The sequence below is a fragment of the Bacillus sp. FSL K6-1145 genome (genome assembly GCF_038003425.1).
Classification (GTDB): Bacteria; Bacillota; Bacilli; order Bacillales; family Bacillaceae; genus Bacillus; species Bacillus pumilus.
The window spans coordinates 350,336-364,324 of the sequence record NZ_JBBOPC010000001.1 but is presented as its reverse complement, the minus strand read 5'-3'; the positions used below and the strand labels follow the sequence as shown (position 1 = coordinate 364,324).

Here is a 13,989-nt window from a genome sequence, read left to right as displayed (position 1 = left end):
TATTTGACTCCATATTATTAAAGCATATCGGTCTAGTCAATTTTATTTTTTTAAAATTTCTGTGTGTTAAATTCTTGAAATTAGCCCAAAAAGCAGTGATAAAGCCATTTTGATAAAGCATAATCTTTTTATGAACTGAAAAATTAAAATTTTTATGAATTTTTACAAATGTGAAAAGCAAGAAAACGGATAAAAACCGTTTTTCGAACTTTAAAAGGCGTTTTTTCAAAACCAGGAGAAATTGGTAAGTAATTCTGCTATACTTCTGTTTACAAAATACGCAAACAAGAAAGAGAGCTATCATCTATGAAACTTCTTAAAATCATTCTCTTGCTTTTACTGATCGTCGTTGGTGTAGCAACAGGCTATATTCAGCTGGAGCAAAGTAAACAAGAGACGACGAATTCATCTTATGACAAGACCATTCACTTCCCATCAGAACGTTACCCTGAAACCGCGAAGCACATAGAAGAGGCAATTGATGAAGGGCATTCATCCGTATGCACGATTGACCGTAAACATAGCGATGAACAAAGAGAACAATCACTTCATGGCATCCCAACAAAGCGCGGGTATGATCGGGACGAATGGCCGATGGCGATGTGTAAGGAAGGAGGAACAGGAGCTTCAGTCAAATATATTAGTCCTTCAGATAATAGAGGAGCCGGCTCATGGGTCGGTCATCAATTATCGGATGATCCTGACGGCACAAGAATACAATTTATCATCGATTAACGCCATTTCCCTTTTCTATCTAAAAAAATTTCCTCGTAACTGCATTCAGGTATTTCAAACATTTTTTTCATGCCGATAATCCTTAAGGAGGTTTATCCTACCTTATACCTAAAGGAGTAAAAAAGCATGAAGAAAAAGGGAAAACTGAGGCTTGGTGCCAAAATTTTGCTGATCTTTTTAAGTGTCATCATCATCTTTTCAGCAATTGTTGGTTATGTGGTGAATCGCGAAATGACAGAAAACATCAAGCACATGGCCACTGAAAAAGCAAAAGGTGATTTAAAGCTAGGCTATGCCTACCTAGATGAAAAAGTAGCAGGCTCGTGGCAGATAAAAGATGGAAAGCTTTACAAAGGGAATACCCAAATCAATGATCATGATACATTGGTCGACCATTTAGCAGAATACACTGATGATACCGTCACAATTTTCCAAGGAAATACCCGTGTCGCAACAAATGTCATGTTAAACGGAAAACGAGCTGTCGGTACACAAGTTTCACCAGAAGTGAAGGCCACTGTATTAGATAAAGGTGAAAACTATTACGGCACAGCAAATGTTGCAGGGAAAGACTACCAAACGGCTTATATGCCGATCAAAAATGATGCAGGCGAAACGATCGGTATTTTTTATACTGGCGCCAACCAAAGCATGATTTCACAAATGCTTCAGTCATTCTACATTCAATTTTTCATAGTTCTGTTGTTAAGCCTAATCGTTGCTGTGATCATTATTTCTATTTTCACAAAGCGGATTCAAACCCGTCTCAAGCGTATGGCTTCTGCCATTAAAAGTGCAGGTGAAGGAAATTTAACCATCAATGTGACAGATACAGCAGGCGACGAACTGTCTGATCTGGCTGATCATTTCAATAAAATGCGGGAAAAACTAAATCACACCATTCTTAATGTGATGAACACGTCTGAATTAGTGGCAACTTCATCTGAACAGCTGTCAGCTAGTGCAGAAGAAACAAGTGCAGCATCCGAAAAAATCACCCATAGTATTCAGGAAGTCGCTCAATCATCAGAAGAACAGTCAGCTCAAATGACAACAAGTGAGCACACGATGATTCAAGTATCTAACGAGTTGGCAAACATCACGGAAAATGCGGGGCAAATGGCTTCAAGAAGTCAATTTGCACAAGAAATCGCCCTAAAAGGTGTACAGAATATTGGGGAAGTAAACTCACAAATGACATCTATTGCAAAATCAATAGAGGAAAATGGGACAGCCATTCAAGCATTAGAAACACGTTCGGCTGAAATTGATCATATTTCCCATGTTATTACAGACATCGCTAACCAGACCAACCTGCTTGCTCTTAACGCAGCAATTGAAGCAGCACGAGCAGGCGAGCATGGGAAAGGATTTGCAGTTGTCGCAGACGAAGTAAGAAAGCTCGCTGAAGAATCTCAATCATCATCAAATATGATTTCCCATCTCATTTCTGAAATCCAAAAAGAGATGACTCATTCAACTAATGCGATTAAACGAGTAAAAGAGGAAGCGGCTCAAGGGACTGTACTTATTTATCATACAGAAGAATCATTTATTGATATTCAGCAGTCAATGAGAGAAATGGCAGATGGTATCAAGCATTTATCTAGTGCATCACAAAAAATCGCAGCTTATACAAACGATGCGAAACGATCCTTTGCCACTATTACAGAAGGGGTTAAACTAACAAGTGAACATTCACAGCAAGTAGCCGGTTTAACAGAAGAACAATTTGCCGCAATGGAAGAAGTAACTGCTTCATCAGAAGCTCTTGCCCATTTAGCAGGAGATTTAAAAGCAATGGTTTCACAATTTCACATCTAGATTCCTCATATAGAAGCGCAAGACGGCGACAATCGTCTTGCTGCCTAACATTCTCTTCAAGAATCACTCTTTCAACCATTCACATTCCAACGAAAATCTATGTATAAAGGAGTTTTTTAAATGAATAACTTAAACCAAGCCTATTCCCTATCTATCTCCTATCACCAAATCACCGTATACACCGGAAGCAAAACACCACCTGTGATTGACTGGTCAGATGATGACATTCTTCAAGGTTTCGCCATAGGAGATCACGGTGTATCCTTTGAAGGGGTCAACAACGGAAAAGCATCTGTTACCGTAACTTTAAATAGCAATATGCCCCCAGCTTCGGCTGATAGAACGGTCACAGTGTCTTTTACGCATGCAAGCGATCAAGTTTATATCACAAGCGTCATGGCTCAGGTGCTGTCTTTCCCTATTCCAAAGGGAGACTATCAGCTCACCTGCTATACTTCTCAGCAGGCTGATCAAGACCTTTATCATATGAATTTCCAAACGGTGTAGGTCACGACTGATCGTACAAATCAAGCCACTTTTCCGCAAAGTCTACTGATTCTCTCACCGGTAATAAATATGAACTGGCAAGCCCGATTTGACCGTGATGATGAGTGCCTCCTGATAGAAGAAAGTCACGGCCGATCTGCTCAAATAATTCTTCTCTTGTGATAATATCTTGGTATTCTTTCCATACCCTCCATCCATTTTCTAAGATGGGAGCTCCTCTTGTCATGAGGTCTTGCTGAGGGATGCGATATTCAGCCAGATGGAAAGCTGTCAGACTTTCAAAAGATGTACCAATCAGCAGCACCTGAGCCTGAACATCATACATGCGGGCTAGAGGCGAATGTTCTCCTAATCCAAAAGAAAGTGCGTGGTGTTTCAGAAGCTCATGTTTCTTTTTCCCCCAGGCCGTGAATGAAAAATGAGGATGATTGCTTCTCGCCACGCCCGGGTATTTCCAAAACGTTTCTGCTACCTTTCCCATTGCTGTTGGCATCGAGTAAGCTGGATCAAATGCAGGCATCGTGTCTTTGATCGATTTCCACCATGAAAAAGGAACAGGCGGATCGATCCAATCAGCGGGCTCAGAAAGCTCTAACGTTTGTGCCGGCATGATTAGTGTCCCCTCTTCTGTTAAGGTTTCCATCAATGCTTGTATGAGGGCAACAGCGCCTCCGTTTACCCATCCAATAGATGATAAAGATGAGTGAACACATAAAATCATGCCTTTTTTCACACCAAGTTGAACCAAGTCGGCTTTGATTTTTTCCTTTGTCACCGGTTCAGCTTGATTTTCGATTAATTTTTTCATCGTTTCCTTATCCTCCTGCGTCTCTTTTCTTACTGCTGAATGAGACGCTTAACCGCAATAGACAGTTTATAATTTGCGTAATTTGTCAGCTCCGTTAAAAACAGATCCAGTTCATCATGACTGGAGAAATGACCTTCAGCCATATAACAGCCCTCACCACTTATTTTAAATAAATTCTTGATCTCTTCCTGTCGGTCGAGAAAGGACAGAAGTGGTTCGTGATGATGACTGCGGGTATAGAGCTGCATAAATGTTTGAATGGTCTTTTGCGTCCGCCAGTCAATCGAAATGGTATATGCTTCAATCACACCCTCTTCTTCAAGCTTTAACACACGATTTGCAACAGCTTGACCCGTTAAATGAACTTTTTCACCTAGCGCTTTCATAGTTAATCGGCTGTTTTTTGAGAGCTCTTTTAATATATCCAAATCGGTTTGGTCTAACATTGGCTCACCTCTTTCAAAAATCAAGTCCTTCTGATGAAAGACTTTCATTACCCTCTGTCACATGGAACTCTTTTAATATACTGTAAACTTAAGCAGAAAAAAAGGAGGCCTTTTCATGAAAATCACACTCATTCGGAATGCTACTTTCTACCTTGAATATGGTCAGGCAACTTTCTTCATTGATCCCTTTTTAGCAGCAAAAGGAACATATCCACCGTTTCCTCATACAGCCAATCAACATTTGAACAATCCGATTGTTGATTTGCCTGTAAACATTGACATAGACAACATGCTACACCCAGATGCTGTCTTACTCACTCATTTGCACATGGATCACTTTGATGACGAGGCGAAACAAAAATTAGACCAAGACCAACCCATTTATACGCAATCGGATAATGACAAAAAAGAAGTTGAAGAGGCTGGTTTCCAGCATGTCACATGCATTGAAGATGAAATAGACATTTATGGTGTTCATATTCAGCGGACAGGTGGACAGCATGGGACAGGAGAAATTGCAAAGCGGATGGGACAGGTCAGCGGTTTTGTTTTCTCTCACCCTGATGAACCTACCCTTTACATTGCAGGTGATACCATTTGGTGTGATGAGCCGAAGGAGGTTATCAATACTTGCAAGCCAGATGTCATTGTGGTCAATAGCGGAGCTGCTCAATTTTTAGAAGGCGATCCGATTACGATGACGAAGGAAGACATTTTAGACGTTCACCGTTCTCACCCAACTGCACAAATTGTCGCTACTCACCTTGAGGCAGTGAATCATTGCTTACTAACAAGAGCCTCTTTACAAGCTTACATTCAGGAGCATCAAGCAGCACAAGCCATTTTTGTCCCTAACGATGGTGAAAGTCTCTCCTTTTGAATAGATTGATAAACAATAAAAAACCGGCACCTCGCTGCCGGTTTCATCCTTATGGTCGATGGTGCTGTGGTTTTTTCAGCAATGGCACAAATCCGTTGTTTTTCAAATGATTGTAATGCTCATCCATCCGTTTCGTAATATGTGTACCTTGTTCCTTTGTTAACACACCATATTGAACGTACTTCTCAATCACTTCTTTTCGTTTAGAAAGAATTTGCTGCTCAAGCGTTTCAATTTGTTTTTGTTGTTCTGTCGTTAGTTTTACTTGATGCGTTACTGGACGCTTTTCCATTTGGGGTGTTTCTCCATGAGCTGTTTCCATATAAAAACCAGACAACAGCATCATCGATAATATGATCAATCCACTTATTCTTTTCATCATTTTATTCCCTCCTTTATTCGCATTTATTTTGTGCACACTTTCCTTTTTTATACATATTCCATCACACAAATTGCACATAATATTCTTACTTTTTCGCTTTTCTTCTGAAAACGTTGTCCTAACAGAAAAAGCGTGCTATGTTTTGTTTTGTATAAAAAATAGAGGAGGATTCTTAAATGAGTCGTTTTTATCATAGAAAATCGATCTGGGTAATGCTTGTTGTGTCTGCTTTCATACTTGTCTTGTCTGCTTGCAGTCAATCAGGCTCTTCTCAGTCTGGAGATTCAAAGTGGGATGAGATTCAAAAGAAAGGGAAAATCGTGGTTGCTACTTCAGGCACCCTTTATCCAACGTCATATCATGATACCGCTAATGGCAAGGATCAATTGACTGGTTATGAAGTGGAAGTGGTCAAAGAAGCATTTAAACGCCTTGATGTGAAAGTAGAATTTAAAGAAATGGGCTATGATGGCATGCTGAGCGCCATTAATTCTGGTCAAGTGGATGCCGCTGCAAATGACATTGACATCACAGATGACAGAAAAGATAAGTTCGCCTTTTCAACTCCTTATAAATATTCTTATGGCACGGCGATCGTAAGAAAAGATGATTTGTCTGGCATTAAAACGTTAAAAGATTTAAAAGGAAAGAAAGCAGCTGGTGCTGCCACAACGATTTACATGGAGGTCGCTCGCAAGTACGGTGCGAAGGAAGTCATTTATGATAATGCGACAAACGAGCAATACTTAAAGGATGTCGCTAACGGTCGTACAGATGTCATTCTAAATGATTATTACTTGCAGACACTAGCTCTAGCTGCATTCCCGAAATTAAATATTACGATTCACCCTGACTTAAAATACATGCCAAACGAACAAGGTTTTGTGATGAAGAAAGACAACACAGAGCTTCAAAAAGAATTAAATCGTGTCTTAAAAGAAATGAAAAAAGACGGAACCATGAAAAAGATTTCCGAAAAATTCTTTAATCATGCAGACGTCTCAAAGAAAATAAATGCTGATGTCGAAGATGTCGACATTTCTAAATAAGGAGCCGCAAGCGTGGGAGATATTCATTTAGAATATATATTTAATCCTGCACTGGCAAAGGCGTCATTTCCATTTGTCATGAAAGGCATCTGGCTGACGCTGCTCATTTCCTTTGTGAGCATGTTTTTTGGCACCATTCTTGGCTTTTTTATTGCGCTTGCCAGAATGGCGAACACGTGGATGCTTTGGCTGCCTGCACGGCTGTATATCTCATTCATGCGTGGCGTGCCCATCCTGGTGATTTTGTTTATTCTTTATTTTGGATTTCCTTATATCGGCATTGAGTTTACAGCGGTCACTGCTGCCATTATTGGATTCAGCTTCAATAGCGCTGCCTATATTGCAGAAATCAATCGGGCGGCCCTCTCATCTGTTCCAAGTGGACAGGTGGAAGCTGCCAAATCACTAGGGCTCAGCTATTGGCAAACGATGCGCGGTGTCATTTTGCCTCAATCCGTCCGCATCGCACTGCCACCATTGACCAATGTCATGCTCGATTTAATCAAAGCCTCCTCACTGGCTGCAATGATTACTGTACCCGAGCTTTTCCAGCAAGCAAAGATCGTAGGTGGGCGCGAATTCGATTATATGACCATGTATATTTTGGTCGCCCTCATTTACTGGGGCATTTGCAGCGTAGTCTCATTGCTTCAGGACTTTTTAGAAAAACACTATGCAAAATATCTGTAACAAAAAAGAGCAGATCCAATCGACCTGCTCTTTTTTAGATTCAGCTTTAATGTATTAGCCATAACCAAGCATATAACCCCAGTAAAGTAAGGATCAAGGTTGGGATGGTCAGGATGATTCCGGCTTTCATGTATGCACCCCAAGAGATATGGACGCCTTTTTTCTTAAGAACATGAAGCCACAGCAATGTCGCCAATGAGCCGATAGGGGTCATTTTCGGACCAAGGTTGGAGCCGATGACATTGGCATAAATCAGTCCGTCTCTCATGACGCCTGCTGTATCTGTATGACCGATTGCTATCGCATCAATCAATACGGTAGGCAGATTGTTCATGACAGAGGACAGCACTGCGGCAAGCACGCCCATAAACATCGTTCCCGCAAGCAAGCCATGCGATGCTCCTTGTTCGATCCATGCTGCCAATATTTCTGTGAGACCGACATTCTTCAGTCCATATACGACGACATACATGCCGATTGAGAAAAAGACAATGGACCACGGTGCTTCTTTTACGACACGTTTTGTCGCCACTTGCGGACTTCTTCTCGCCAGCCACAAGAAGACAAGGGCAATACCGCCCACAATGATGGAGACCGGAACCCCAATGAGTTCCCCTGCAAAATAACCGACAAGCAGACAGCCAAGTACATACCAAGACAAGCGGAACATGCGGATATCCCGGATCGCTGATGCCGGTTCCTTCGCCTGTGATACATCGTATGTTTTTGGGATAAGCTTTCGGTAAAACACATAAAGCACTAGCATGCTCGCTCCAAGCGACACAAGGTTTGGCACGAACATGTTTGCTGTATATTCTAGAAACCCAATATGAAAATAGTCGGCTGATACGATATTGACCAAGTTACTAATAACAAATGGCAAGGAGGTTGTATCTGCAATAAAGCCGCTCGCCATCACAAAAGGCAGGATCATCCGCTCATCCAGCTTTAACGCTCTCACTACAGACAAGACGATCGGGGTCAAAATCAGTGCCGCTCCATCATTCGCAAAAAAAGCAGCCACGACAGCGCCGAGCAATGTTAAATAAATAAACATGCGGACACCGTTCCCTTTTGCGGCTTTTGCCATATGCAGTGCAGCCCATTCGAAAAACCCAATTTCATCTAAAATTAACGAAATAATAATGATGCCAATAAACGCAAATGTTGCGTTCCATACTATCTGCGTCACTTCCCACACATCGCCCAGATGAACGACACCAAAGGCAAGTGCAAGAATGGCGCCTCCACATGCTGACCATCCAATGGTTAAACGTCCTGGCTGCCAAATGACAAGGACGAGGGTCAGGATGAAAATCAAAATGGCCAAGGTGACTGCTCCCAAAGGTGGCCCCCCTTTCATAAAATCCTTATCTATCATACAACGAAACACGGCCGTTGTATGCCATTTTCACATGAAAACCCGCAGGTGATCCCGGGCACCTGCGGATTCGATGACTATTGATCTTTTTTCATCAGCATTAATTCAATAAATAACTCACATCGCTGGCTGAAGTGACTTAAATCGATTGAGGTCATATCAAAGATTTGTTTCATTCGATAATTTAATGTATTTTGATGAATAAACAACTGCTCTGCGGCTGGCTTTAGCTTACAGTTATTCAATAAGTAGACTTCAAGCGTTTTTAAAAATGAGGTTTGGCTGTCACGGTCTTTTTCTTTCAAACGTAATAAATCTGGATTGAAGTCATTTTTCTTTTTTTGATGACTGTAAATTGAGTCTAAGAACCGGAAAACCCCCAGATTCTCGTAATCATATGGAATCAGCTCTTGTCCCCCCACAATTTTCACAGCCTTCACGACCTCTATCGCTTCAAATCGACTTGTGCTCATTTTCATGACATCTCGATATTCTCTTCCCATTCCAATATACAATGGAGAAGGATGGGCATGCGCTTTCGATTGCAGGTGAGCGATGACGTCAGCCGCAGTCGCTTTCGGTGAGTGCCGGTCTGACAAGCTGCCCAATATCACGACAATGTCGGCTTGAACGGAGTATACGTGATTCACCTTGTCTTCTAGCTGCAAATACGTCCGAATGACGTCCTTTACATCTTCTGCCGTCTCACTTTTGTTATCGGCAGCGTGTACGACCATGACAGTAAATACCGCTGGCAGCGGGATGCTTAAATTCTCAGCCTCCCACTTCAGTTCTTCTTCTGTATAAAAATGATCATCCATGACCTTTTTGAAAAATTCTTCAATCTTGCCTTCCTTTTTCTCCAGCTGTTTCTTATTCTTATAAATCACTTTTCCCACTTGAAAGGAAGCTTCATGCAAAAATTGCAGCTCCTCCTGCGTGAGGGAATCCTCAATGTCCTGCACCCAAATAAAGCCTACAACCTCTTGTTTATGCTTGGCGCTCACAGCCACCCGCCGATTAAACCCGAGCTCGTCATGACCGCTCACATAAAAAGGCTTTGACTCCTTGTGAAGCCGCTCGATGACCCCTGTTTTCTTTAACCAATCGACTACAGACCCCGGACATTCCTTTGAGAAAATCGTTTGCTGATTGACTGGGTCAAACTGCTGAATGCTGTAAGAATTATAAGCAAGGAGCTGACACTCTGTACTTTCTAAAATGACTGGTTTTTTTAAATACCCGCTAATAAATGCAATTAACTTATCGACATCAAAAAATGTATGAAGCTTTTCTAATATCTCTTCCATCCCGATTGCTCCCTGATTAAGTAATACATTTATCATACTTCTTTCCGGACAGATTTGCATAGAAACAAGTCGTAGACAAGCAAAAAAAGCATGAACCCGTGTGCACAGGTTCATGCTTTTCCAACTTAAAACATTTCACTAATCGTTTTTGCCTGCATGTGTAGAGCTAGGTAATCTGGACCGCCTGCTTTTGAATCGGTTCCTGACATTTTGAATCCGCCGAATGGGTGGTATCCCACGATGGCTCCTGTGCAGTTACGGTTAAAGTAGAGGTTTCCTACGTGGAACTCCTGCTTCGCACGGTTGATGTGATCACGATTATTGGTAATGACAGCACCTGTCAAACCATATTCTGTGTTGTTGGCTACTTCAAGTGCCTCATCAAAGCTAGATACTTTCGAGAAGGCCAAGACAGGTCCAAAGATTTCTTCTTGCATCAAGCGAGATGTTGGCTCAAGATCTGCAAAAATGGTTGGGTGAATGAAATATCCTTCTGAATCATCACTCGTTCCGCCAGTGACTAAGCGGCCTTCCTGTTTGCCAACCTCGATATAATCCGTGATCTTGTCAAAGGACGCTTGATCAATGACAGGTCCCATGTAGACATCCGCAGAAAGAGGGTTCGCTGTTGTTTTCGTTTCTGTGATTTCCTTCACTCGCTTGATCACTTGGTCATACAGCTTCTCGTGGACGACTGCCCGAGATCCAGCTGAACATTTCTGACCTGAAAAACCGAAGGCTGATGTGAAAATGGCATTAGCCGCTAATTCGACGTCTGCATCCTCATCTACAACCACTGTATCCTTACCACCCATTTCAGCAATGACACGCTTTAAATGCTGCTGACCTGGCTGTACTTTTGCCGCACGTTCAAAGATACGTGTCCCTACTTCTCTTGAGCCAGTGAATGTAATCAGGCTTGTTTTCGGGTGATCGACTAAGTAATCTCCAACTTCAGCTCCGCTTCCTGGTACAAAGTTCACCACACCCTTTGGAAGACCTGCTTGCTCAAGCTCTTCCACAAAACGTGCCGCAATGACAGGAGTTGCACTTGCAGGTTTTAAGACAACTGTGTTCCCTGTAACGATTGGTGCTACTGTTGTTCCTGCCATAATGGCAAACAAGAAGTTCCACGGCGGAATGACGAGCGTCACGCCAGTTGGTGTGTATACGTATTGATTGTGTTCCCCTTCGCGGCTGTTCACTGGTTTGCCTTTCGCCAGCTCCAGCATTTGACGAGCATAATATTCAAGGAAGTCGATCGCTTCTGCTGTATCTGCGTCCGCCTCGTTCCAAGGCTTACCTGCTTCTTTGACAAGAAGGGCTGAATACTCATGCTTTTTACGGCGAATGCTTGCCGCAGCACGGAATATGACGCTGGCTCTTTCTTCTGGAGACGTATAGCGCCAAGTTTCAAATGCTTTCGCCGCAGCCTGAACCGCTTGTTCTGCCTCTTCTTTCCCGGCCTTTGATACGGTTCCAACAACTTCATCCTTTTTCGCTGGATTGATCGAGACAATTTGGTCTTTCGTTTCGATTCTTTCGCCATTAATCACGAGCGGATAGGTTTGACCCAGTGATTCTGTTACCTTTGCTAATGCTTGTTCAAACGCTTTACGGTTTTCTTCCTGGCTAAAATCCGTGAATGGTTCATGTTTGTAAGGTGTTGTCATCTTTGTCACGCTCCCGTTTCAAATTATTTTTTCGTCATTCCTTTTAAAGCAAAGGCAATGTTTGCCGGCCGTTCTGCAAGACGTCTCATGTAGTAGCCATACCACTCTCGTCCATACGGGGTATAGACCCTCATTTGATAGCCTTCCTTCACAAGTGCCTGCTGCGTTTCTGATCTCATGCCATACAGCATTTGAAATTCGAACTGACTTGTCGGTATATTGTGTTTTTTTACAATATTTTTCGTGAACTCGATCATTTGATCGTCATGTGTCGCAATGGCTGTATAGTTCCCTGTAAGTAATTGCTTTTCGATCAGTTTCTTGTAATTCTGATCAACGTCTTTTTTGTTCGGATACGCCACTTCGGCGGATTCCTTATAGGCACCCTTTACAAGTCGTAAAAATGGTTGCAGCTCATTGAGGTCATCAAGATCCTTTTCTGTTCTGTACAAATACGCCTGCAGGACCGTACTAACATACTCATATTGAGATTTCATCTCTTTAAAAATGTCCAGCGTTTTTTGACAGCGCTGTTCATCCTCCATATCGATTGTCACCATGATACGGTGTTTTTCTGCCGTATCTAAAATACGTTTCATATTGCGATACACAAGGTCATCGTCAATATCCAGTCCGAGTGATGTCATTTTGAGTGACACGTGGGAATTGAGCTTGGCCTCTGCAATCCGCTGAATGGTTTGAATACACTCATCCGTCCGCTCATTTGCAATCTCTGCCTTTGTGACAAACTCACCAAGGTGATCGACTGTTACAGCCATTCCTTGATCATTTAATCGTTTAATGACAGAGATAGCGCTCTCAAAATCTTTCCCACCGATGATTTTCTTAGATGCAACAGCACTTCCCCAATTACGAGCAATATGGTTCAAGAGACTGCTTTTTGACAAAAACAAGAAGAAATTTCTTGTGACCGACTCCATAAAGGGCACCTCCCACTCTTTGTAAGCTATGTCTTTATTGTAAGGCTCATAAGCTGTCCGCTACAATATTTGAAGATGACAAAAATTCTGACTTTTTTTGTGGTTTTATCACAATAAGAGATAAAAAAGAGCCTGCCGCTATCCGGCTGGCTCTTCCCTCCTACGCCCATACCTCATCAAGGGTAGACTGCAGCAGCTCATTTAATTCTTGCATCAGATTGTCTTTCGGTTGATTGTAGCTTTTCACCAATTCATCAAAACGCGCCAGCTCTTGATCAATAAATGGATGGACATGAGCGAGACGGTTCTCTACATCCATTTCTTCTCCGTCCATTTTACGTTTGAGCAGTTCGTGAATTTCTGCTAAAAGCGGGCCTTCCTCCACTAGCTCTTTGAGCAATTCATGAAAGTCCATTGGTGGAACTGTCCGGTAACGCTCAATCCACTGACAGGCAAGCAGCGGACGAAGCACATAGAAATACTTCTTGATTCGCACCTGCTCTCCTCGTAAATGCCGACTCTCATTCCGCTTTGCCATATTGAGGTAATGATACATCAAAGCCGCAGGGTAAAACGCTCGATCTTTTAATTCTCTTAGCTGCTTTGCCAAAGAGAAAGATTCAGCATAGATGATATCAGAAGACAGCCATTCCATAATGGACGGATTTGATTTATTGAATAGGCGCAGTGCCTTTCTAAGCTCCCAGCCGCTGATATCAAGCATGTCATCAATCGGCCGTTCAATGACATCACGATGCTCTTCCATCGCCCAATACCATTCTTTCCGGGGAACATATAAAAAGCGAACATCATAATCACTATCGGTCGAGGGAAATCCCCATGCCCTGCTGCCTGATTCGACCGCGAGGCAAATCTTTACGTCATACGTTTTTTCAATGTTTTTCAGCTCTTCCTTAATTCTCTCTCTCAAGCGTCCATCAACTCTTTCTATAGAATTCTGCATGACTTCTTCACGTTTTGGGAAAATACGAATAAGACATATATGAAAAAGGAGTTGGATCTGATGTCTATATCTCGCATTATGAAATGGATCACTGGGATTTTTGAAGCCTGCCTTGCTATCCCTGTGATCGGAGGTCTATTCGTTATCAGTAATGGCTATTCACCGCTCATGGTCATGCTTATTCTGCATATTATCACACTCGTCTTATCGAAGCGAGACCAGGGACCAATGATTGGAAGTATCATTGGAATTGTCACATCCTGTCTTGCATGGATTCCGATTCTCGGATTCATTCTTCATATCATCACTGCCCTTGCTCTCATTATCACCGCGTTAGTGCCTGATGAAAAAACGAGACAGAATACGAGCTATTAAAAAAGAGGCCTCCTAGAGAGTGGC

At 42.3% G+C, this 13,989-nt stretch carries 15 protein-coding genes; 7 read left to right on the top strand and 8 right to left on the bottom strand.

Annotated features, from left to right (window positions below):
• The first annotated feature begins 306 nt into the window (after positions 1–306).
• The 3 genes from MHH41_RS01950 (at position 307) to MHH41_RS01940 (ending at position 3,066) form a co-directional block, all read left to right on the top strand.
• Complete coding sequence (locus MHH41_RS01950; RefSeq protein ID WP_003214307.1) at positions 307–735, top strand: NucA/NucB deoxyribonuclease domain-containing protein; 429 nt, start codon at positions 307–309, stop codon at positions 733–735.
• Between the two features lie 126 nt (positions 736–861).
• A complete protein-coding gene (locus MHH41_RS01945) occupies positions 862–2,559 on the top strand; it encodes a methyl-accepting chemotaxis protein (RefSeq protein WP_340865492.1) in 1,698 nt (565 codons plus the stop codon).
• 120 nt (positions 2,560–2,679) lie between these two features.
• Positions 2,680–3,066 (top strand): competence protein ComJ, encoded by a 387-nt coding sequence (locus MHH41_RS01940; protein WP_340865491.1) that lies wholly within the window; start codon positions 2,680–2,682, stop codon positions 3,064–3,066.
• 1 nt (position 3,067) lies between these two features.
• Here the strand turns inward: MHH41_RS01940 and MHH41_RS01935 are convergent, their stop codons facing one another.
• Together MHH41_RS01935 and MHH41_RS01930 are read right to left on the bottom strand one after the other, a co-directional pair.
• Positions 3,068–3,874 carry an aminoglycoside N(3)-acetyltransferase gene (locus tag MHH41_RS01935; RefSeq protein ID WP_137055254.1) on the bottom strand — a complete coding sequence of 269 codons (807 nt, stop codon included), beginning with the start codon at positions 3,872–3,874 and terminating at the stop codon, positions 3,068–3,070.
• Positions 3,875–3,903: 29 nt separating this feature from the next.
• The gene (locus MHH41_RS01930; protein WP_003214483.1) at positions 3,904–4,320 is read right to left on the bottom strand and encodes an Lrp/AsnC family transcriptional regulator; all 417 of its coding nucleotides are present in this window, start codon (positions 4,318–4,320) and stop codon (positions 3,904–3,906) included.
• A gap of 115 nt (positions 4,321–4,435) precedes the next feature.
• On the opposite strand from MHH41_RS01930, the gene MHH41_RS01925 reads away from it, so the two are divergent.
• Positions 4,436–5,200, top strand: coding sequence for an MBL fold metallo-hydrolase (locus tag MHH41_RS01925; protein ID WP_340865487.1), 765 nt, complete (start codon positions 4,436–4,438; stop codon positions 5,198–5,200).
• Between the two features lie 49 nt (positions 5,201–5,249).
• Here MHH41_RS01925 and MHH41_RS01920 read toward each other — a convergent pair whose 3' ends face one another.
• Complete coding sequence (locus MHH41_RS01920) at positions 5,250–5,579, bottom strand: YckD family protein (protein ID WP_050943461.1); 330 nt, start codon at positions 5,577–5,579, stop codon at positions 5,250–5,252.
• A gap of 179 nt (positions 5,580–5,758) precedes the next feature.
• Between MHH41_RS01920 and MHH41_RS01915 the strand changes: the two genes are divergently transcribed.
• Positions 5,759–6,631, top strand: coding sequence for a transporter substrate-binding domain-containing protein (locus MHH41_RS01915; RefSeq protein WP_340865486.1), 873 nt, complete (start codon positions 5,759–5,761; stop codon positions 6,629–6,631).
• 12 nt (positions 6,632–6,643) lie between these two features.
• On the top strand, positions 6,644–7,321 hold the full coding sequence (locus tag MHH41_RS01910; protein WP_003214368.1) for an amino acid ABC transporter permease: 678 nt from the start codon (positions 6,644–6,646) through the stop codon (positions 7,319–7,321).
• Between the two features lie 46 nt (positions 7,322–7,367).
• Here MHH41_RS01910 and MHH41_RS01905 read toward each other — a convergent pair whose 3' ends face one another.
• The 5 genes from MHH41_RS01905 to MHH41_RS01885 all read right to left on the bottom strand — a co-directional run bounded on the left by MHH41_RS01905 (position 7,368) and on the right by MHH41_RS01885 (position 13,590).
• On the bottom strand, positions 7,368–8,666 hold the full coding sequence (locus MHH41_RS01905; protein ID WP_065098769.1) for an arsenic transporter: 1,299 nt from the start codon (positions 8,664–8,666) through the stop codon (positions 7,368–7,370).
• A gap of 113 nt (positions 8,667–8,779) precedes the next feature.
• Positions 8,780–10,012 (bottom strand): PucR family transcriptional regulator, encoded by a 1,233-nt coding sequence (locus MHH41_RS01900; RefSeq protein WP_003214110.1) that lies wholly within the window; start codon positions 10,010–10,012, stop codon positions 8,780–8,782.
• Positions 10,013–10,137: 125 nt separating this feature from the next.
• Positions 10,138–11,685: an L-glutamate gamma-semialdehyde dehydrogenase gene (gene pruA / locus MHH41_RS01895; RefSeq protein ID WP_050943245.1), complete on the bottom strand. Its 1,548-nt coding sequence runs from the start codon at positions 11,683–11,685 to the stop codon at positions 10,138–10,140.
• A 23-nt stretch (positions 11,686–11,708) separates the two neighbouring features.
• Positions 11,709–12,626: a proline dehydrogenase family protein gene (locus tag MHH41_RS01890; RefSeq protein WP_012008867.1), complete on the bottom strand. Its 918-nt coding sequence runs from the start codon at positions 12,624–12,626 to the stop codon at positions 11,709–11,711.
• 160 nt (positions 12,627–12,786) lie between these two features.
• Positions 12,787–13,590, bottom strand: a complete 804-nt coding sequence (locus tag MHH41_RS01885) for a nucleotidyltransferase domain-containing protein (RefSeq protein WP_268459590.1) — start codon at positions 13,588–13,590, stop codon at positions 12,787–12,789.
• Positions 13,591–13,650: 60 nt separating this feature from the next.
• On the opposite strand from MHH41_RS01885, the gene MHH41_RS01880 reads away from it, so the two are divergent.
• Positions 13,651–13,965 carry a hypothetical protein gene (locus tag MHH41_RS01880; RefSeq protein WP_012008865.1) on the top strand — a complete coding sequence of 105 codons (315 nt, stop codon included), beginning with the start codon at positions 13,651–13,653 and terminating at the stop codon, positions 13,963–13,965.
• The last annotated feature ends 24 nt before the right edge of the window (positions 13,966–13,989 follow it).